We start from the raw sequence: 19,472 nt of genomic DNA, 5'->3' as shown, positions 1-19,472 counted from the left end.
AGTCGCATAGTTTCGATCGATCGCGATTTCGATCGAATCCAAGATCTAAAACAGATTCAATCGAAAAGGCTGCATTCTGCGAACATTAATGACATCGGATCGGTTGGATATTTAACTCCGCTTGCCATTGTACCAACGGTTTATCCCATGCCTCTTCCCACTTTTGCGCGAACAACGCCCCAGCCGTTTCGCCCGTCTGCCATCCCTGGGAGATCGCACCTAACAATGCAGGTAATCCTTCGGGGTACAACAAGGTACTCGACATCAAACTATTGGCAACCAGCATCGTGGCTAAGGGATAGGGAAACTGTGCCAAATGAACTGCCTGCAAGCCAATTTCACCGATCGGCGAGGTGTCGAATCCAGTAATTACATGCCAAATATCGTGAGTTTGACTCAGGCGCAGCTCCACATATTTAGCATCCGATGCGGCACTCATCCCGATATGTAAATTGGGATCGAATCCCGATCCTTTGATAGCTGAAGCATAAATGTATCCGAGTGAATCTTGAGGATAAGTGAGGAGTTTGTCGAGATCGTAATTAGCCGGAATATAGCGATCGCGAATCAGTTTGGCGCAAGCCGGATTGCGCTGCAATTGTCGAGCCGCCAAGTTAAAGGCGGGGGTTTCTACCAATGCATCTGACATCTCGCCCACCGTTTTTAGGCTCTGGTCGCCTACGAGCATAGCAATGAAAGACTTTAAAATCATCACTATTTGGAAATGGCTGTGTTGCTGATTTTTAGAATTAAAAGGTAAACCTGCGTTGAAAGCATCCATTAATGTCATGACAAACATCTCCACAGAATTGAATTAATTGATAATTGATAGTTGATAATTGATAATTGGGTTGTTAGGGTGAGGATTTAAAACCCTGTTCTTTGTTAAGCAGAAGTTGAGCGATCGCACGCGCGATCGATCGGCAGTTTCTGTTTACCACAGCAAATTGTCGAGCAATGCGTACACATTTACAAAGTTAATTTTACCGATCGCGCTCAGATAACGGTTTTGGGCGTGGGTACGATCGATACCCGATTTAGTTAGGATGTTGAGTGGAGAGGTTGCCAAAGTCATCCAGGGATGAAATTTATACCGTAGGAATCGCCAGCCAATAGCACAGCAAGCGATCGGGCATTTGAGATTGGCACCGAGCCAGCCAACGATATCCCAACTCATGGCGATCTTGTCCTCCACAACTTCAGGTAAAATACGAGCATTAATCATCTTTTTCTAGAATAAGAGCATCACTCATGTTTTGTCAAGAAAAAAGCGAGCAATCCTCAGATATCGATCTAGACTTGGTTGCAAAATGGCTATAAATTCAGCAAAATCGTCAGGAATGCGGCGACAACCGCGACAGGCGCGGAGTCAAGAACGAGTGAGTCAGATCTTGGATGTGGCCGAACAGTTATTTATTGCCAAGGGTTACAATGACACTACGACTAATGCGATCGCCGCTGGTGCCAAAGTACCGATCGGTTCGCTGTACCAGTTTTTTCCAGATAAAGGCGCGATCGTCGGTGCTCTAGCGATGCGCTATAACGATCGACTCCACCACCGTTTTATGGAGTTAGATCCCACTGAAATGGCAAATTTGAGCCTGTCTGCCTATGTCGATCGAATTGTCGATACCACAGCACAATTTTTTGCAGATTATCCTGGTTACCATTCGATTTTCATGCAGGTACAAGGCACGATTCCCGAATTAGAAGCGATCGAAAATGCGGCTGATACGCAGCTAATTGAAGATTTGGCTGCCTCTTTGTCTAGATACCATTCGGGTTTAGCTGCTACCGATTACGAGGCGATCGCGTTTACCGTAGTCAAAGCGATCGGGACTTTATTGTGGTTATCGCTCAGTCAAGAACAGCTTTTTCAGCAACGGTTAGTTGCCGAAACTAAACGATTGATGCTGAGTTATTTACAAAGTTATTTTTTAAAAAGTTGAAAGTTGAAAGTTGAAAGTTGAAAGTTAATAGGTCGATCGTGTATGTAGGTTATTTCTTATGGAACTAAAAGATGGCATCAAAACTTTTTACGCCAAATCTAGAGCAGAATGGCGCGAATGGCTAGAGAATAATCATCAATCCGAACGATCTGTTTGGCTGATTATTTACAGAAAACAAAGCAATACTCCAAGCATTTATTATCCAGAAGCTGTTGATGAAGCCTTATGTTTTGGGTGGATCGATAGTACGCCAAACAAACGGGATGCTGAAAGTTATTATCAGTTTTTTGCCAAACGCAATCCCAAAAGTAATTGGAGTAAAGTCAATAAATTGAAGGTCGAGAAACTCATCGCCGCAAATCTCATGACGGTAGCCGGATTGGCATCGATCGAGCTAGCGAAACAGACAGGAACTTGGACGGCATTGGATGAAGTAGAGAATATTACTATCCCCGCCGATCTCCAACTCGCATTTGACAAAAATTCAACAGCTTTGGCATATTGGGAAGGATTTTCGCGTTCTTCCAAACGCGGTATTTTAGAATGGATTCTCAATGCCAAGAAACCGGAAACTCGCCAAAAGCGAATCGATGAAACCGTGAGATTAGCAAGTGAAAATATTAAGGCAAATCATTAATCGAGATATTTAAATTATTTACGTCGATTTTTTTGACGAGCTTTCTTTTCTTGTTTGCGCTTGGCTTTCTTTTTAGCGGTTGCATTTTCGCTCCGTTTTGCTGCTGCGTTTGCATAATTATCGAGGAGACTCGCTTGTTTCCCAAACATTCTATCTCTATCTATCCCCAAATAATTTGGTCTGGGAGTAGTTCGCGCTGGTATCAATCCAAACTGTACTTGGACATCTTCCCAATCGCCGATGAAGGCAGGATCTACGCGCTCGGCAGCATAAGCTGCTTCAATAATTGGGACTGCTTCGATCGCCTTGTAGTCAGCAACTAAATACATGACAATATAACCATTTAGTTCTGGATCGTTATCGTCAAACTTCTCTAATTCGCTAACGAGTGCGGCGACACAACGATCGCGTTCTTCTGGATGGGCGACGGAAATGGGTAGTAAATAATGCAGCGCGCAACTGCGAGCATCGAAGGTAAGACTTTTATCCTGAAGTAGTTCGATGAGCTGTGGAATTGCCACAGGGCCGATCGCACCGAAAATATCGGGCATTTCTTCACAAAACCATTCAAACCAATCAGTATGCGCCCATTTCTTGACACCCAGAATTAAACCATCGATCGCGGCTGGTGTTTTTAATTGTCCGAGAGCAATGTAAGCATATAGATGCGGGAAGCCTTCATATGAATCATAATCTTCATAATATTTATCGTCTAAAATAGTGCCAATGAGATCGGGAATCATCTCGGTGGTAACACCTAATGCCAGTAGATCGTGTTTGGTAATGTCGTCATACGGATCCTCGAATTTCACGATCTGTTCGAGGATTGCTGGATAGGCGGGATGAGTCATAACTGCTATTCCTGATTTAAGTTGTGGTTTAGATTCAACCAATCGCAGGCATATAGCTACAAGTGCAATAAATTTACGCTCCTACGATCTTCACTATTATCGAGCTTCGATCGGTCGATCGCCTGCTACGTTTAGAAAGACTTCCAGATTTAATACTAGTGCAAATGTATCGTCCAGATCGCTCTCGATGGGCGATCTCGATTTGAATTTGTAGTCGATCGCCAACAGTTTGTCAGAAAGTTTTGTGCTAGCATACGTCACAAAGTAGCAATTCTCGGAGGTGTCAAATGCCCGTAATCAGTAAAACAAATGGCTTGCTGGCTGAGTTTGCCATCTTCCCTGTGACACCTGAGAGTCAAACAAGTGTGGTAGAACGCGCAATTGACAATATTCAATCTACGTTAAAGCACCAAGCCGGATTTAGATCTGGCTCGGTGCTGAGTAGTCGTGATGGGTTGCGCGTAACTAGCTATATTCAATGGAGCGATTCCGCATCTTATATAGCTACCCAACCGCTCGCAGATTTTGACGTTCCAGACGTGCATCTATTTGAAATCTTTGCCTCCGAACCTAAAGATAGCGAGTTGCAGCTTGCGCCGAACATGGATGGACTCATCAACTTTGGCATCTTCAAAATGAAGCAACCCGAATACCAGCCTCGGTTCGTGGAATTATTTGAGTACGCACTGGAGATGGTATCGGGACAAGCGGGGCTAATTTCCACGCACGCTCACCGTAGTCTCGATGGCTGGCGGTGTATCAATTTCGGTCACTGGCGATCTCTTGAAGATTTCACGGCGATGGATTCCAACCGTCCATTTTCCCCCATTTTTGGAGAGATGCTCGATCTGGCGAACAATGAGTATCAGAAGATATTGCACGAAGTAGTCTTCACAACTTAATTAGTTACCATTGCGATCGATACTTGGCGTTGCTGGATTAAGGTATGATTAGCCCTCACCCCGCCAGAGCCGCAGGCTCTGGCGGGGTGAGGGCAAAATCTCTGCTTCATACATCAATCCAGCCCAGCGACGCCCGATACTTTTAGCCTTTTACGATTCGATCGAGCGTTTAAACTAAATTCAAAATCCAAATTATCACATAAAAATATCTACATAATCTGTTTCAGTACCGCAGGGACTTTGCATTTGTTGCAATCGCCAGTATCTGCGATTCTGCGTAATTTTAAATACCATATCACCTTCGCGTTCGCAGGCTTGACCGTTATTGTTATCCTTGACTTTCGTCACGATTCTGCCTCGGAAGGTAAACTCTTTAGCGTCTACTCTGAGAATTTTGCCGTCAATTGTCAGAAAGTCATCACCCTTGGTCTGCTTGCCTCTAATAAATAGCGTACCGCGCCGATCGAATACTTTAGCATTACCAAAATCGCTCCAATTATCCCAACCAATCCACTGCAAATTCAACTTGCGATCGCCCCGTAGTTGCCTGAAAGCAGCGGCATTATTAACGATCGTTCTTGGTGAAGGTTCTGGTTGTGCAGATAGAGCGATCGGATAAAGAGCGATCGACAAACCGATCGCCAATAGCGAAATGACTTTCATTACTGATACTGTGGTTAGTGAGAATTAAATAATTAGCGTAGCCTAATTGTCAAGACTTAATTGGATTATCTTGAGTTCCCATTAAGTAAATATTTGGAAACATCTAACAAACACTCATAATAGCGAGAGAATTTAAACTTAAATAAATTGTGATGAGTAAACCTACCGAATTGCAAATCGTCGAAATAGAAGAACGTCTGCGGCAAGCGATGTTAAAATCTGATGTGGCCGAGCTAGATGCACTCATTGCCCCAGAGCTAATTTTTACTAGCTATCTCGGTCAACTGGTGAGTAAAGAACAAGATCTCGACATGCATCGATCGGGTGCGATAAAGATCGAGTCGATAACGCCTTCAGAACGACAGATTCAACTCAACGAGGGGTTTTCGATCGTGTCTGTGCGAACGCACATTTTGGGCAGTTATGAAGGCACGGCAATGGAGAGTGATTTTCGGTTTACGCGGGTGTGGGCGGTTTCTTCCGTAGGCTTGCTACAAATCGTCGCCGGACATGTGGGAACGATTGCCACCTAGTTGATACCAAAGTTAATATGGCTTCTGACTTAAATTTTGTCGAATATATTTGCGATCTTATGGATGGAGCGGGGGAAGTTTCATTCAAAAAAATGTTTGGGGAATATGCGATTTACTGTCAAAACAAAGTCGTCGCACTTATTTGTGATAATCAATTATTTGTCAAGCCAACTGCTGGCGGTCGCTCGACGATCGCGAATGTGATTGAGGCTCCGCCTTACCCTGGTGCCAAACCATACTTTTTAATTGAAGAACAACTGGATAATCGAGAGTGGCTATCCGCTCTGATTCAATTAACTGCCAGTGAGTTGCCTACTCCCAAGCCAAAGAAACCCAAACAGGTAAAAAAATCTCCGCTGAAATAGAGTGCAGAATGTCGTAAAGATAACCGCAATCCGATCGCGAGCAATTATGCAATTCAACAACAATCATATCGATCGCACAACTGCCGCTAGTTTCGTGAAGTTGGTACTCGACTGTATCGATCGAGAATATCCCCACAGCCAACTATGTTGGTTCGATAGTGATGAGGACATCAAGCCACCACGGGAAATGACGCCTGCGTTTTATGGATGTCTAGATTGGCACTCCGCCGTCCACGGTCATTGGTTGCTGGTGCGGCTGTGTCGGTGTTTTCCCACCGCTACATTTGCGGATAGTGTGAGAACAGCACTCGATCGCAGTCTCACTCCAGCTAAAATTCAGGGCGAAATCGCTCATCTGCAAAAACGGCCCTTTTTTGAATGTCCGTATGGTTTTGCATGGTTGTTACAACTAGCGATGGAATTACGGGAGTGGGACGATCCTCAAGCAAATACGTGGCTGGCAGCCTTAGCACCTTTAGAGACGATAGTCGCCACTAATTTTCAGATCTGGCTGCAAAAACTGGCTGCTCCCGATCGCACTGGCACGCACTCTCAGACTGCATTTGCGCTCGGATTAGCCCTCGATTGGGCGCGGAGTCGATCCGATCGAGATTTTGCCGATGCGATCGCCACTAAAGCACGGCAATTTTATCTTAATGACTGTAATTATCCCCTACAGATCGAGCCGATCGCCTATGATTTTATCTCTCCAGGTCTGGCGGAAGCAGATTTAATGCGACGGCTACTCGCACCGACAGATTTTGCCGATTGGCTGAGTAATTTTCTGCCTCAGTTCCACGCAGCCGAAGCCAGCCAGTGCTTGCAACCATTGCAAGTCGAGAATCCGAATGACTATTATCAAGCTCACTTTCGCGGTCTTAACCTCAGCCGAGCCTGGATGCTCGAAGGTATAATTTCGCAACTACCCATTGATGATGCTCGACTCGCACCGCTGCGGGAGATCGCAGAGCTACATCGTCAGCATGGCTCTGTCGATGTCACTAGCGATTGCTATGCTAGCAGTCATTGGGTAGGCACGTTTGCCGTTTATTTGGCGACTGCACGCGGACTGGGCAGTTAAATGTCGATCGATATTGTGGCGAATATAGAAAATTATTTGCAAAAGTAAATCGATCGCATAGCTCAATTACAGCCCTTCCTGTGACATCATTTGCTCGACAAAGTTAGTATAAACTTCGCCTTTAAGAAAGCCTGGATGTTCCAGAATGCGTTGATGAAAATCGATCGTGGTAGGAACGCCAGTAATTGCATATTCACGGAGCGCGCGACGCATCCGTCGAATTGCCGTATCTCGATCGACACCCCAGACAATTAATTTGCCAATTAGGGAGTCGTAAAATGGGGGGATATCGTAATCGGTATAGACGTGGGAATCGACCCGCACTCCAGGGCCACCTGGAGCCAAATAACCAGTGATTCTACCTGGGGATGGTCGAAAATTGTAGTTGGGATCTTCAGCATTGACGCGACATTCGATCGCGTGTCCTTTGAGTATTACTTGCTCCTGAGTCAGCGATAATTTCTCGCCTTGAGCGACTTTAATCTGCTCGGCGATCAAATCTAGTCCGGTAATCGCTTCTGTGACGGGATGTTCGACTTGAATCCGGGTATTCATCTCCATGAAGTAGAAATTACCATATTTATCGAGTAGGAATTCTACCGTGCCGACTCCAGCATAATCGATCGACTTGGCTGCTGCGATCGCCGCTGCACCCATTTTTTGACGCAATTCTGGCGTTAAGGCTGGGCTGGGAGCTTCTTCTAATAACTTTTGGTGACGGCGTTGGATCGAGCAATCGCGTTCGCCCAAATGGATGACATTGCCATAATTATCGGCGAGGATCTGAAACTCGATATGGCGGGGACATTCGATAAATTTCTCGACATAGACGCCGCCATTACCGAATGCGGCTTCGGCTTCGCCCTGCGCGGCATGATATAACCGCACTAAGTCTGCCTCTTCGCGTACCAGTCGCATCCCGCGTCCGCCGCCGCCAGCAGTAGCTTTGAGCATCACGGGATAACCGATCTCGCCTGCAATTTTGAGTGCTTCTTCGGCATCGGCTAAAAGTCCATCGCTACCGGGTACCGTCGGTACGCCTACGCGTTTCATCGTCTCCTTGGCGGTAGATTTGTCTCCCATCGCCCGCATGGCGGCTGGGGAAGGGCCGATAAAAGTCAGATGATGATCGGCACAGATTTCGGCAAATCGCGCGTTCTCAGCCAGAAATCCGTAGCCGGGATGAATGGCGGTCGCATTGCGAGTCAACGCTGCCGAGATAATATTCGGGATATTCAGATAGCTCTTACTGCCGATTGGTTCGCCGATACACACCGCTTCGTCGGCCAGTTGAACGTGAAGAGCCTTGCGATCGATCGTCGAATGCACGGCAACTGTACCAATCCCCATCTCGCCACAGGTACGAATAATTCTCAGAGCGATTTCGCCCCGATTGGCAATTAAGATTTTAGAGAAAGACATTGTGATACAAATTCCTAACTTTAGAGATGGGGAGTGTTGCAGATTTTATTTTTAGACTCATGACTCAGTATATACAAAGTGGTGAGTCTGTTATCATTTCACCCCACGCAAAGCGAGGATCGATCTGGGGAGCGGGGAGCGGGGAGCGGGCAGGAGACGAGGGTCAGAAATAGTAGTTTAATTTCCGCCGTCTTGTACTAGCAGCAACTTCAGTCGCTAGCCAACCGAACCGTATTGAAATCCAAGGGACTTTTAACTTTTCTACCGCCCCGATTGAAGATATGGGTCTAAATCATCGTCTTTCATGTTCGTTGAGATCTCTGACAATAATTTGTTGCTGAAAAAAATCTAGATCTTTCTAGAGCTTTAATACAATGCTCGAAAGAATATTACAAAATGTTAGAAAATTACACCGTTCTGAAGCAATGGGTTTTAGACTGAATCTTATCGCTTATGTTCTCTCCGACTGAGTATTCGGGTAAGCGATCTGAAGCAATGGTTTTTAGACTGAATCTTGTCCGCTGTGACTCGTCCGATCTTTCCGAAATCGCATTCATGTTCTGATAATGGTGGCACCATTTAGAGTTGAATGTAGTTGTAAAACTTGTCAGTAACAATCATTTAATACTGCTCGATCGATTGTATAAACGCCAGCTAACAATGCTCGCGAACCCGACTTTATTGAGATAGTTGGTTGAGTAAAAAAGGCTGCTAGCGGTAGGTTATAGGCACCTTTAGAGTTTCAATACTTCAATTGTCAAACTTTTAGAATCGGAGAATTAGATCCATGCTCCAACCGAGTTTGCCCCAAGACGATACCCTCGATCGACAGCAGCAGCGAAATCAGGCGATCGCGCAGCAGCGAGAAGATTATCAATATAGCCAGACAGCCGGGATCCTGCTAATTAAAGAGTTGCCCCAGTCGGAAATGTTTTCACTCAAATACTTATTGGAGCGAGATGCTGGGTTAGTATCTTTAATTGCAAATACTTTGGCAAGCAGTATCGAAAATGTCTTCGATCCCTTCGATAAATTAGAAGATTATCAGGAGATGTTTCCACTGTTACCCAAACCCTCGGTCTGGGAAACATTCCGCAATGATGCTGTTTTTGCCCGTCAGCGTATTGCTGGTGCCAACCCGATGGTAATCGAGCGTGTAATTGACAAGTTGCCCGATAACTTTCCAGTTACAGATGCCATATTCCAAAAAATCATGTTAACTAAAAAAACTCTGGCAGAGGCAATTGCTGAGGGAAGAATCTTCCTCACCAATTATCAAGGGCTGGATGGACTCAAGCCAGGAGGCTACCAATACGAACGGGATGGACAACAAGTTAAAGTAACAAAAACTATTGCCGCGCCCTTAGTATTGTACTGCTGGAAACCCACAGGTTATGGAGATTATCGTGGTAATTTAGCACCGATCGCCATTCAAATCAATCAGCAACCCGATCCGATCGCCAATCCAATTTATACCCCAAGAGACGGAAGGCATTGGTTGATGGCAAAAATCTTTGCTCAGATGGCTGATGGAAACTATCACGAAGCTATCAGTCATCTAGGCCGAACTCATTTGGTATTAGAACCTTTTGTGTTAGCAACCGCCAATGAATTAGCCCCAAATCATCCCCTTTCAGTTCTGCTCAAACCCCATTTTCAATTTACCCTAGCAATCAACGAACTAGCCCGAGAACAATTGATTAGCCCAGGCGGTTATGCAGACGATTTGCTAGCCGGAACTCTAGAAGCCTCGATCGGTGTAATTAAAGCAGCCATCAAAGAATACCTAGAAAACTTCACTGAGTTTGCCATACCTAAAGAACTCACCCGGCGAGGAGTAGGGGAAACCGATGTGGATGGATCGGGAGAAAATTTTTTGCCAGACTACCCCTATAGAGATGATGCTCTACTATTGTGGAACGCAATTAAAGTTTACGTCAGTGATTATCTAAACCTCTACTACACGTCTTCAGCCAAGATTATTGGCGATCCGGAACTACAGAATTGGGCGAAAAAGCTGATTTCTCCAGAGGGGGGTAATGTCACGGGTTTAGTTCCCAATGGTCAACTGACAACGCTAGAACAACTTGTCGAGATCGTCACCCAATTAATTTTTGTCAGTGGCCCTCAACATGGTGCGGTGAACTATCCTCAGTATGACTATATGGCATTTGTACCCAATATCCCGCTGGCTACCTATGGAAATCCGCCCAGCCGCGATGTGGAAATTAATGAGGAGACCATTTTAAATATTCTGCCACCACAAAAGTTGGCAGCCAAGCAACTGGAATTGATGAGAACTCTCTCTGTTTTCCGGGCAAATCGTTTAGGGTATCCAGATCGAGAATTCGTCGATGTTCGCGCTCGGGGAGTGTTGCAGAAATTTCAAGCAAGATTGCAAGAAATCGAACAAGAAATTTCGGTACGGAATGAAACTCGACTCGAACCATATCTATTTCTCTTGCCCTCCAATGTGCCAAATAGTTTAAATATTTAAACAAGTAAAGAGGATGATATACATATGTCAAACGATCTTAACCGGATTCCAGGCCCCGATCCTAAATTTTTAATTGGCAATGCTTTAGACTTTGTGGGTACGCCATCTCATATTAGATTGTATGAATATGGTTTAGCTTATGGCGATATGATGCGCTTTTGGTTGTTCGATCGAGCCAGTATTTTAATTAACGATCCAGGCTTAATCGAACGAGTTTTAGTGACCGATCGCGATCGCTATTACAAGAATTCTCCTCGGCAAGCAGCAGAACCAGTGATGGGGGACAGTCTTTTTTTAAGCAATGGTAAAGATTGGGAGTTCAAACGCCGCAACCACCCATTCTCAGCCGCCCAAATCGATAATTATTTCGAGCAGATCGTACCAACCATTCAAACAACAACTAACAGTTATTTCCAAATCCTACAGCCTAGCTCAACACCTAAATCTGTAGAGTTATTTGGTGAGTTGGTGCAATTGTCTTTTCAGATCTTCGGTCTGACAGTCTTGGGATCGGAAATGGATAGCAGCTATTTCGATGCCTTTACACAGTTAATGCAGGAAATGAATAATCGTGGAGGGCAAGCATTTTTGCCTTACCCGCTCTCTCTAAACCCAAAATTTTGGTTGCAGCGTCAGCACTGGAATAACTTCATTGAGGAGCAAATCCATCAACGCCAGCAGCAGCCAGATCGACAGGGAATCGATCTGTTATCGTTTGTCAGTCAGGACACTGAGCTATCAACAACACAATTGCGGGAGGAGTTATCCACAACCTTTACCGCAGGCACCAGAAATGTGGCAGAGGCAGTAGCTGCGGCCTTATTTTTATGTGCTGAAAATCTCGAAGCAATGCAAAAATTGCGATCGGAAATCACCGTATTTTTGGAAGAATGCGGCACTGAATTTCGTCTAGCAGATATCAATCTACTCAAGTATCTCGATCTAGTAGTTAAAGAAGCTTTGAGGTTGTATCCTGCTGTGCCGTTATTTATTCGGGAAGTTATGCCCGGACAATCGCCAACACTAGGCGGCTACACTCTCCCTGAGAAAACCCAAATCTTTATCAGTAGTTGGTCGTTCCACCGTAATCCCAACCATTGGCAGCATCCCAATGACTTTATGCCAGAACGCTTTACGAATGCCCCCCCTCCTTTCCACTATTTTCCCTTTGGTGCTGGCCCCCGCCAGTGTATTGGGATGGCGTTTACCTTACTTTGTACGAAAGTTATATTAGTCAATATCCTTTCGCAATACTCTGTGGAACTTGAGCCTAGCAGTAACTTTGACACACAATATTTTTCGGGTACGATTATGCCTCGTGAGGGTGTCAAAGTTAAACTCAGTCAGAAATAATGGTTTTGTTGCACAAATGATTGAGGACAATCGATCGACAATATGCTGGTGGGCACAGCCCACCAGACATCTGGAATTTCTGTCGTTAAATTTTCAAAGTGCGATCTAATGACTACCTCGACCGCAGATTAAGGTTAAATTTTTCAACCGTAATGCTAGTGGCTCGTTAATAACAGCCGGATCGTATCGCCATTCCCAATTTCCTTCAGCCAATCCAGGGAAATTCATCCGTGCATCACCGCCTAAACCCAAGATATCTTGGAGCGGAAAAATTGCGAGATTTGCAACAGAAGTCATCGCCAACCGGATCGTATTCCAGTGAACTCCTTCTTGACAAATCCCACCAATATATAGTAAAAATCGATCGCGTTCGCGACCTTCTAATTTCTCAAACCAACCGACGGTGGTATCGTTATCGTGAGTACCCGTGTACACCACAAAATTGCGTCCGTGATTGAATGGTAAAAACGGATTGCCATTATCCGAACCGAAGGCAAATTGGATGACTTTCATGCCTGGAAATCCAAACTGGTCGCGCAAAGCTTCGACATCGGGCGTAATTACACCCAAGTCTTCAGCTAAAATTGGCAACCGCCCCCATTTATGTTGGAGGGTGGCAAATAATTCTGCCCCTGGAGCCTTGATCCAGCGACCGTCGATCGCGGTAGTTTCGCCCTGTTCGACCGCCCAAAAAGCTTGAAAACCCCGAAAATGATCGACCCGAATTACATCGACTAATTTCAATAACGATTCAAATCTTTGAATCCACCAATTAAATTGGGTATGTGCTAAATTTTCCCAATGGTAGACGGGATTTCCCCACAATTGCCCGGTTTCGCTAAAGTAATCGGGTGGAACGCCAGCCATTAATGCGGGTTCGCCAGTTTCGGGATCGAGTTCAAAAAATTCTTGATTTGCCCAGACATCTGCACTGTCATGAGCGACATAAATCGGAATATCACCAATGATTTCGACTTCACGATCGCGAGCATATAGTCGTAATGCCGACCACTGTTCAAAGAATTTAAACTGAATGAATTTATGATAGCAAACCTGATGTTTGAGTTGATTTTGCCAATGAATTAAGGCAAGCGGTTCGCGTTTGACTAAATCGGGTTCCCATTGATGCCAGCTCTTATCGCCATGTGCCTCGCGCACTGCCATGAATAAAGCGTAATCATCCAACCAGTAAACTTGGCTGTGACAGAAGTTGTCAAAATTAGTTTTCTGGTCGTTATCTACTGTCGTCAAAAATCGCTCGAAGGCAATATGAAATAGTTTCGTTTTAGTCTCGATCGCGAGTGGAAAATTAACTTTGTGAGTGGGGAATTTTGGTAAGTTTGCCAGATCTGCGGGAGTTAGTAATTCATCTTCTAACAGTTTAATCGGACTAATCAGCAACGGATTGCCCGCGATCGCCGAATAACACATGTAGGGAGAATTACCATATCCCGTCGGCCCCAACGGTAAAATCTGCCAATATTTTTGTTTGGCATTATGTAAAAAGTCAATAAACGTATAAGCATCTTCACCTAAGTCGCCAATCCCAAAGGGACTGGGTAGTGAGGTGGGATGGAGGAGAATTCCGCTGGAGCGAGTCATAGAAGAGTTGGGAGTGGGGAGTGAAGAGTTGGGAGTAACGAGGATGATCGGAGAAGGCGCATGGAAGAGAAAGGAGTGGAAGAGTCAGTAGATCGAGAGCATTTCTTCAAACACCTCAATCCTAAGTCCTAAAGCCCAATTGCTCCGAACTCCAAACTCCAAACTCCCAACTTTCCTAAAATTTCAATACCTTCGCCACCGTCTGTACATCCTTATCACCGCGTCCCGAACAATTGATGACAATCTTGGGACTACCAGTGAGTTGAGGGCAGAGAGTTTCGAGGTAGGCGATCGCGTGGGATGTTTCGAGGGCGGGTATAATACCCTCTAACTTGGACAATAACTGAAAAGCCTCTAGAGCTTGAGCGTCAGTGATGCTGTAGTATTCAGCACGTCCCAAATCTTTGAGATAGCTATGTTCTGGCCCTACCCCAGGATAGTCTAATCCGGCACTAATTGAGTGGGCTTCGGTGACTTGTCCGTCGGTATCTTGCAACAGATAACTCATCGCACCATGCAGTACTCCCGGACGACCTTTAGTCAGTGTTGCGGCGTGTTTGTCGGTGTCTACGCCTTCGCCAGCAGCTTCGATGCCAATCAACCGCACGGTTGGTTCTTTAACAAATTCGTGAAATAGTCCCATCGCATTGGAACCACCACCGATACAAGCTAGCAAGATATCTGGCAAACCGCCCCATTTTTCCATTGCTTGAGCGCGAGTTTCCACACCGATAATCGCATGAAAATCGCGAACGATCATCGGGTAGGGATGAGGGCCAGCAACCGATCCGAGGATATAGTGCGTCGTCTCGACATTCGTCACCCAATCCCGAATCGCTTCGGAAGTAGCATCTTTAAGCGTGCCAGTGCCAGCGGCGACCGGACGTACCTCCGCACCGAGCAATTGCATCCGAAACACGTTCAGCTCCTGGCGACGCATATCTTCCACGCCCATGAAGATGACACAATCTAGCCCGAACCGCGCGCAGACTGTCGCCGTTGCCACGCCATGTTGACCCGCACCAGTCTCAGCAATTACCCGTTGTTTGCCCATCCGTTTGGCAAGGAGAACTTGGGCTAGGGCATTATTAATCTTGTGTGCGCCCGTATGATTTAGATCTTCGCGTTTGAGGTAAATCTGGGCACCAGTGCTATCTGGACGAGCGTAACGCTCGGTGAGACGTTCGGCAAAGTAGAGGGGGCTGGGGCGGCCTACGTAGTCGCGGAGTAGTTCGTTGAGTTGCCGATGAAATTCGGGGTCTTTGGTGTGGCGATAGTACTCGGCTTCAAACTCTAGCAGCGCAGGCATTAGCGTCTCTGGCACGTATTTCCCCCCAAACTTGCCAAACCGACCGAGATTGTCTGGCTGTTGAAGCGGTAACTGACGATTTTGGTTGGGTGAGAGGGGCGTTTGGGTCATGAATTTTGGATTGTGGATTGTGGATTTTGCGACTGAAATCGCGCTGAGGTTCCCGCCTTCGGCACGTCTCGCTTCGCTCACCTACAGCGTGCGTTTCAGTCAAGACAGCGAGACAAGACAAGACAGCGCATCAAGACAGGGTGGCTCCACGACGGGCATTCGTGAAGTTGGCAATCTGTAAGTTGTAGCGGTGGCGAAATGTTGGAGATCGAGTGGCTGGCAAAAGTATTGCGCCGCAGGACTTTTGCCGTTGCAATGAGCGCGAATTGCGATCGAGTCGTTGGCTTAACCTCTCCGAAGGAGAATCGACAGCTACTAAATAGATTATTATACCGTCGCTCGCTCGTCCCTATCCACGATCGAAAAGAGGACGATCTAAACTCAGATCGTCCTCCAAAATAGATAATTCACATTCAGACACAGCGGCACTATTCACTATCGCAATTTTTACTATTTCAGCCGCCGACTGGCAAATCTACTATTTCATGGTTCCCCTAGCAAATACCCCGTTGTCGGTGCGGATCGCAATCGTTAGTGCGAGTTTATCTATAGTAACGGTAGTCGCGATCGAAGTGACGGTCGTAGCGATCGCGATAGAACCGCTCGCGCCAACGAGCACGAGCTTCGCGCTCGCGCGCCCATTCTAGGCGACGACGATAACGATCGTGTTCCCAGTCTGAATAGTAGCCACGACGGCGGTAGCCACGGTCGTGGTATTGAGGGCCAATTTTGAAAATAACTTGAGCTTGCAGATTTCCGGCTGGTTCTGGGCTAGCTGAGGCAGGATTGCTAGTAGCCGCCATCGCTTCGGATGCTGGCAAGATTGCAATTGCGCTAAGTACGCCGATGGCTAGTGAGGTAAGTTTTGACATATATAAATCATCCTATGGTGACGTAAAAACTTTTCGTCAAAGTAACAGGCTGAATATCGAACCCTTAAGTAGATTAATTTAAATATAGCTTGCTTCTAGACACAGATCGTCCAACTAAAGTCCTACTTTCAAGCTGTTTGCACCTATCCAAAGTCACCATCGCTCTTGGACGAAGCATGACTATAGTCATGGGGTTCACTTTTTACCAATGGGAGGATAATGTAATGCAAATATTTTATTTCACTAAATTAATTATCTTACGATCCCCCTGAAATCGATCGCCAATTAACTCGATTTTTTCCAATCGTAAAAAGTAAAAAGGGCAACCTAAATTAGATTGCCCTGGAGATAAATATGTCCGAAGAAGAGCTGTTTATTAGTAACGATAGTTGTGCCGATCGCCATAAGAATTATTATCGCGACGGTAGTCAGTATAACGATCGTTAGAGTAACGATCGTTGTAGTATCTGTATCGAGAGTATCGTGCTTCCCACCGCGCTTTTGCTGCTCGCTTGCGTGCTAGTTCCCATTGGCGACGACGATCAGTTTCCCAATTACGATCGTATTTAGAGTCTCGATATGTTGGCTGAGTGACTTTTACTACAATTGGAGTCCGATCGCCTCTATATGTTTGCGTGACAATAACTGGAGTTCCGTAAATAGGTAAAGCTTGAGCCGATGGCACGATCGAGATTGCAGTGAGTAAACCAATTGCTAAAGATGTAAATTTCAACATATATAAATCCTGTTACTTGGCTAAGGGTGTTTCGGGAAAGAGTAGTTTGGAAATCGATTCGTTCTCGATTGCTACTACTTTATCTCGATCGCCGAGCTTCTATCTTCGAGCTAAGGTAACGCTTTTTATCTATTTTTATCTACCAGAAGTAACGAGCCGATCCAGGCATTAATCGTGACTAAAGTTATAGGCTAAAAGTAATTTTTTCACGTCTGAGATGCAATTTATCGATCGAGGTTGCATAAAAAACCCCGACTTCTTCGAGAAGTCGGGTATGGCATCGCTAACAATTTCTAACTCAGCTCATTTCTAACATCCGTTGCATCGGACGTAAAGCTGCCAATCGAATATCTTCAGGCATTGTTATTTCAGGAGTTCGATTCTTCATTGCTAAATACAACTTCTCTAGTGTATTTAAGCGCATGTGCGGGCACTCATTACAAGCACAATTATTCATTGGTGGTGCGGGGATAAACTCTTTTTGAGGTTGAGCTTTCTGCATTTGGTGAATAATTCCTGGCTCGGTCGCAATGATAAATTGAGTCCGCTGACTCTGAGCTATATATTTTAATAAAGCACTCGTCGAACCGATAAAATCGGCATGTTGCAATACCGCCTCTTCACATTCTGGATGAGCGATAATTTCGGCATCGGGATAGTTAACTTTTAATTGTACTAACTTCTTCTCCGAAAAAGTCTCATGTACCATACAACTTCCTTGCCATAGCACCATTTCCCGCTCTGCCTGCTGCATCACGTACCGACCGAGATTGCGATCGGGTGCAAAAATAATGCCCTGTTCTGGGGGAATCTGCTTGACAATTTTGACGGCATTAGAACTGGTACAAATAATATCACTCAGAGCTTTAATTTCTGCCGTACAGTTGATATAAGAGATAACAATATGGTCGGGATACTGTGCCTTAAATGCGGCAAACTTATCGGGCGGGCAACTATCCGCCAGCGAACATCCGGCGGCTAAATCTGGTAATAGAACTAATTTATTGGGATTCAAAATTTTGGCAGTCTCAGCCATAAAATGAACGCCAGCAAATACAATAACATCGGCATCGGTACTGGCCGCTCTCCGCGATAATTCGAGCGAGTCCCCAATAAAATCCGCCACATCTTGAATTTCGGAATCTTGATAGTAATGCGCCAGGATGACCGCATTCAGCGATTGTTTTAATTCTTGAATTGCCGCTACAACATCAACGGGGATTCGATCTAGATTGGCAGTTGGACGTGCAGTGACAAACATTTAGGTGGTTGGCTTGGGGGTATTTTGGTCGATCTATTTCAATTATAGTAGATTTTACCAAAATGCCAAGTGGGTGGATGGGTGGATGAGTGGATGAGTGGATGAGTGGATGGGTAATGGATAACTCTAAAACCTAAAACCTAAAGCCTAAAGCCTAAAGCCTAAAGCCTAAAGCCTAAAACCTAAAGCCTACCCTCCACCGATCGATTTGATTCCGATCTGCGGGGTCGAGCCACTTGTACGGGTGTACCGCGATAGCAGCCGATCGTGTAGGGATATTCCCAAGTAGCATGATAGTGATAGAGGTTGGTCTTTTTGCCATCCCAGTCAACCTCGTGGGTATGTCCGTGACAGACATCTAGATCGCTATTGGTGGCCATTCTACCGCCGTCTAGACGATGACCGTAAATGCCAAAGCCATCGAGAGCATAGCCCAACAGTGCCGAGTGTCCGTTGCCAGGATCGCGTTTATTTAGGCAGGTAGTGATGCTGTGATAGTGATACGTACCGCGATGCTCGGGGTGTCCCTGACAAGTATCCTGGATTTCATGGGCGAGGGCATCTTTGCCATTGGCATCGAGCGCATTGAATAAATAGCCGCCATTGAGGAGAATGCCAACTTGACCCATCGGCACACAGGATGGAGTTTCGGCTAGTTGGGGATTGGCTGGTAAATTGAGTGTCGCTCTGGCCGATCGAATCGAGTTAGGATTGCGATCGAAAGCATAGGCATCGTCATTAGGCGAAATTGGAAACTCCCCGGTCGGATCTTGGGGGAGTCGATTGCTAACAATTTGGCGAGAACGATCTTTGATGGCAATATTAAAGTCCCCAGGCCAAAAAACGTTACCATTAACAGTTGGTTTGGTGGTGATATCGTATGTTTTATTGCGATCGATCCAATTGCCACTAGCATGTGCGCCTCGTCGCCGTCCTCCAAACTCAGTCCGACACGACCACAGAAATCCTGTTTGAGGTTGGGTAGAAATGCGCCCATCGCCGATGGGAATCCGATGAAAATCGATCGCCGTAGAAGGTTTATAGGCAGTCGCCGACCAGCCAAAAGTAGTCATCAACAGCACGACTAAAAATATACCAACGAAGATCGTGTGACGAATGTTAAATTTTTGATTACCAATCTTCCAAAAGTATCTCATGGTTTAGGCTCTGACTCAGAGACGTCGATCGTTGGCGTAGCCGCGCCGTGAGGTAATCGCGCTACTTTCTTATTAGACAATGCCAATAGGACAGAATGATCCTTAGTATTATTATATTTTTGCAACGATCGTGACGCAACAAACCTAACCTTAGTTTCAGGCTTTTTATTC

20 protein-coding genes are annotated in these 19,472 nt (G+C 45.6%); 8 read left to right on the top strand and 12 right to left on the bottom strand.

What is annotated here, in order from left to right:
* Positions 1-85: 85 nt before the first annotated feature.
* Positions 86-790, bottom strand: coding sequence for a Coq4 family protein (locus tag C7B77_RS02735; protein WP_106300081.1), 705 nt, complete (start codon positions 788-790; stop codon positions 86-88).
* Between the two features lie 144 nt (positions 791-934).
* Positions 935-1,225 carry a hypothetical protein gene (locus C7B77_RS02730; protein WP_219891964.1) on the bottom strand — a complete coding sequence of 97 codons (291 nt, stop codon included), beginning with the start codon at positions 1,223-1,225 and terminating at the stop codon, positions 935-937.
* 85 nt (positions 1,226-1,310) lie between these two features.
* On the opposite strand from C7B77_RS02730, the gene C7B77_RS02725 reads away from it, so the two are divergent.
* Both C7B77_RS02725 and C7B77_RS02720 read left to right on the top strand, forming a co-directional pair.
* A complete protein-coding gene (locus C7B77_RS02725; protein WP_106300079.1) occupies positions 1,311-1,949 on the top strand; it encodes a TetR/AcrR family transcriptional regulator in 639 nt (212 codons plus the stop codon).
* Positions 1,950-2,007: 58 nt separating this feature from the next.
* Positions 2,008-2,586 carry a YdeI/OmpD-associated family protein gene (locus C7B77_RS02720; protein ID WP_106300077.1) on the top strand — a complete coding sequence of 193 codons (579 nt, stop codon included), beginning with the start codon at positions 2,008-2,010 and terminating at the stop codon, positions 2,584-2,586.
* 14 nt (positions 2,587-2,600) lie between these two features.
* On the opposite strand, the gene C7B77_RS02715 is transcribed toward C7B77_RS02720, so the two are convergent.
* Positions 2,601-3,437, bottom strand: a complete 837-nt coding sequence (locus tag C7B77_RS02715) for a hypothetical protein (RefSeq protein ID WP_106300075.1) — start codon at positions 3,435-3,437, stop codon at positions 2,601-2,603.
* A 96-nt stretch (positions 3,438-3,533) separates the two neighbouring features.
* The gene (locus C7B77_RS29575) at positions 3,534-3,698 is read right to left on the bottom strand and encodes a hypothetical protein (RefSeq protein WP_181243685.1); all 165 of its coding nucleotides are present in this window, start codon (positions 3,696-3,698) and stop codon (positions 3,534-3,536) included.
* 26 nt (positions 3,699-3,724) lie between these two features.
* On the opposite strand from C7B77_RS29575, the gene C7B77_RS02710 reads away from it, so the two are divergent.
* Positions 3,725-4,339 (top strand): antibiotic biosynthesis monooxygenase family protein, encoded by a 615-nt coding sequence (locus tag C7B77_RS02710; protein ID WP_106300073.1) that lies wholly within the window; start codon positions 3,725-3,727, stop codon positions 4,337-4,339.
* 195 nt (positions 4,340-4,534) lie between these two features.
* Here the strand turns inward: C7B77_RS02710 and C7B77_RS02705 are convergent, their stop codons facing one another.
* The gene (locus C7B77_RS02705) at positions 4,535-5,002 is read right to left on the bottom strand and encodes a hypothetical protein (protein ID WP_106300071.1); all 468 of its coding nucleotides are present in this window, start codon (positions 5,000-5,002) and stop codon (positions 4,535-4,537) included.
* 152 nt (positions 5,003-5,154) lie between these two features.
* On the opposite strand from C7B77_RS02705, the gene C7B77_RS02700 reads away from it, so the two are divergent.
* The 3 genes from C7B77_RS02700 to C7B77_RS02690 are packed head-to-tail and all read left to right on the top strand — an operon-like array spanning position 5,155 to position 6,981.
* Entirely contained in the window at positions 5,155-5,535 is a 381-nt protein-coding gene (locus C7B77_RS02700) for a nuclear transport factor 2 family protein (RefSeq protein WP_106300069.1), read from the top strand.
* A 17-nt stretch (positions 5,536-5,552) separates the two neighbouring features.
* Entirely contained in the window at positions 5,553-5,900 is a 348-nt protein-coding gene (locus tag C7B77_RS02695; RefSeq protein WP_106300067.1) for a TfoX/Sxy family protein, read from the top strand.
* A gap of 46 nt (positions 5,901-5,946) precedes the next feature.
* Complete coding sequence (locus C7B77_RS02690; RefSeq protein WP_106300065.1) at positions 5,947-6,981, top strand: DUF2891 domain-containing protein; 1,035 nt, start codon at positions 5,947-5,949, stop codon at positions 6,979-6,981.
* A 66-nt stretch (positions 6,982-7,047) separates the two neighbouring features.
* Here the strand turns inward: C7B77_RS02690 and accC are convergent, their stop codons facing one another.
* Positions 7,048-8,403 carry an acetyl-CoA carboxylase biotin carboxylase subunit gene (gene accC, locus C7B77_RS02685; RefSeq protein WP_106300063.1) on the bottom strand — a complete coding sequence of 452 codons (1,356 nt, stop codon included), beginning with the start codon at positions 8,401-8,403 and terminating at the stop codon, positions 7,048-7,050.
* A gap of 787 nt (positions 8,404-9,190) precedes the next feature.
* On the opposite strand from accC, the gene C7B77_RS02680 reads away from it, so the two are divergent.
* Both C7B77_RS02680 and C7B77_RS02675 read left to right on the top strand, forming a co-directional pair.
* On the top strand, positions 9,191-10,900 hold the full coding sequence (locus C7B77_RS02680; protein WP_106300061.1) for a lipoxygenase family protein: 1,710 nt from the start codon (positions 9,191-9,193) through the stop codon (positions 10,898-10,900).
* Between the two features lie 24 nt (positions 10,901-10,924).
* Positions 10,925-12,253: a cytochrome P450 gene (locus tag C7B77_RS02675; protein WP_106300059.1), complete on the top strand. Its 1,329-nt coding sequence runs from the start codon at positions 10,925-10,927 to the stop codon at positions 12,251-12,253.
* A 105-nt stretch (positions 12,254-12,358) separates the two neighbouring features.
* On the opposite strand, the gene malQ is transcribed toward C7B77_RS02675, so the two are convergent.
* From malQ to C7B77_RS02635, 6 genes are all read right to left on the bottom strand, one after another.
* The gene (gene malQ / locus C7B77_RS02670) at positions 12,359-13,900 is read right to left on the bottom strand and encodes a 4-alpha-glucanotransferase (RefSeq protein WP_281261326.1); all 1,542 of its coding nucleotides are present in this window, start codon (positions 13,898-13,900) and stop codon (positions 12,359-12,361) included.
* A gap of 130 nt (positions 13,901-14,030) precedes the next feature.
* Entirely contained in the window at positions 14,031-15,275 is a 1,245-nt protein-coding gene (trpB, locus tag C7B77_RS02665) for a tryptophan synthase subunit beta (RefSeq protein WP_106300055.1), read from the bottom strand.
* Positions 15,276-15,817: 542 nt separating this feature from the next.
* On the bottom strand, positions 15,818-16,147 hold the full coding sequence (locus C7B77_RS02650) for a hypothetical protein (RefSeq protein WP_106300049.1): 330 nt from the start codon (positions 16,145-16,147) through the stop codon (positions 15,818-15,820).
* A gap of 376 nt (positions 16,148-16,523) precedes the next feature.
* Complete coding sequence (locus C7B77_RS02645; RefSeq protein WP_106300047.1) at positions 16,524-16,883, bottom strand: hypothetical protein; 360 nt, start codon at positions 16,881-16,883, stop codon at positions 16,524-16,526.
* 298 nt (positions 16,884-17,181) lie between these two features.
* Entirely contained in the window at positions 17,182-18,144 is a 963-nt protein-coding gene (gene nadA, locus C7B77_RS02640) for a quinolinate synthase NadA (RefSeq protein ID WP_106300045.1), read from the bottom strand.
* Positions 18,145-18,326: 182 nt separating this feature from the next.
* Positions 18,327-19,301, bottom strand: coding sequence for a YHYH protein (locus C7B77_RS02635; protein WP_106300042.1), 975 nt, complete (start codon positions 19,299-19,301; stop codon positions 18,327-18,329).
* Between the last annotated feature and the right edge of the window lie 171 nt (positions 19,302-19,472).

The sequence above is a fragment of the Chamaesiphon polymorphus CCALA 037 genome (assembly GCF_003003845.1).
In the GTDB taxonomy this organism is placed as follows: Bacteria; Cyanobacteriota; Cyanobacteriia; order Cyanobacteriales; family Chamaesiphonaceae; genus Chamaesiphon; species Chamaesiphon polymorphus.
Note: the sequence above shows the minus strand (reverse complement) of the source record. Positions and strands in the feature narration are given on the sequence as shown.

Bases quoted from the DNA above. Each gene is read 5' to 3' on its own strand.
- C7B77_RS02735 (WP_106300081.1), bottom strand. From the start codon at position 790: ATGACATTAATGGATGCTTTCAACGCAGGTTTACCTTTTAATTCTAAA.
- C7B77_RS02730 (WP_219891964.1), bottom strand. From the start codon at position 1,225: ATGATTAATGCTCGTATTTTACCTGAAGTTGTGGAGGACAAGATCGCC.
- C7B77_RS02725 (WP_106300079.1), top strand. From the start codon at position 1,311: ATGGCTATAAATTCAGCAAAATCGTCAGGAATGCGGCGACAACCGCGA.
- C7B77_RS02720 (WP_106300077.1), top strand. From the start codon at position 2,008: ATGGAACTAAAAGATGGCATCAAAACTTTTTACGCCAAATCTAGAGCA.
- C7B77_RS02715 (WP_106300075.1), bottom strand. From the start codon at position 3,437: ATGACTCATCCCGCCTATCCAGCAATCCTCGAACAGATCGTGAAATTC.
- C7B77_RS02710 (WP_106300073.1), top strand. From the start codon at position 3,725: ATGCCCGTAATCAGTAAAACAAATGGCTTGCTGGCTGAGTTTGCCATC.
- C7B77_RS02705 (WP_106300071.1), bottom strand. From the start codon at position 5,002: ATGAAAGTCATTTCGCTATTGGCGATCGGTTTGTCGATCGCTCTTTAT.
- C7B77_RS02700 (WP_106300069.1), top strand. From the start codon at position 5,155: ATGAGTAAACCTACCGAATTGCAAATCGTCGAAATAGAAGAACGTCTG.
- C7B77_RS02695 (WP_106300067.1), top strand. From the start codon at position 5,553: ATGGCTTCTGACTTAAATTTTGTCGAATATATTTGCGATCTTATGGAT.
- C7B77_RS02690 (WP_106300065.1), top strand. From the start codon at position 5,947: ATGCAATTCAACAACAATCATATCGATCGCACAACTGCCGCTAGTTTC.
- accC (WP_106300063.1), bottom strand. From the start codon at position 8,403: ATGTCTTTCTCTAAAATCTTAATTGCCAATCGGGGCGAAATCGCTCTG.
- C7B77_RS02680 (WP_106300061.1), top strand. From the start codon at position 9,191: ATGCTCCAACCGAGTTTGCCCCAAGACGATACCCTCGATCGACAGCAG.
- C7B77_RS02675 (WP_106300059.1), top strand. From the start codon at position 10,925: ATGTCAAACGATCTTAACCGGATTCCAGGCCCCGATCCTAAATTTTTA.
- trpB (WP_106300055.1), bottom strand. From the start codon at position 15,275: ATGACCCAAACGCCCCTCTCACCCAACCAAAATCGTCAGTTACCGCTT.
- C7B77_RS02650 (WP_106300049.1), bottom strand. From the start codon at position 16,147: ATGTCAAAACTTACCTCACTAGCCATCGGCGTACTTAGCGCAATTGCA.
- C7B77_RS02645 (WP_106300047.1), bottom strand. From the start codon at position 16,883: ATGTTGAAATTTACATCTTTAGCAATTGGTTTACTCACTGCAATCTCG.
- nadA (WP_106300045.1), bottom strand. From the start codon at position 18,144: ATGTTTGTCACTGCACGTCCAACTGCCAATCTAGATCGAATCCCCGTT.
- C7B77_RS02635 (WP_106300042.1), bottom strand. From the start codon at position 19,301: ATGAGATACTTTTGGAAGATTGGTAATCAAAAATTTAACATTCGTCAC.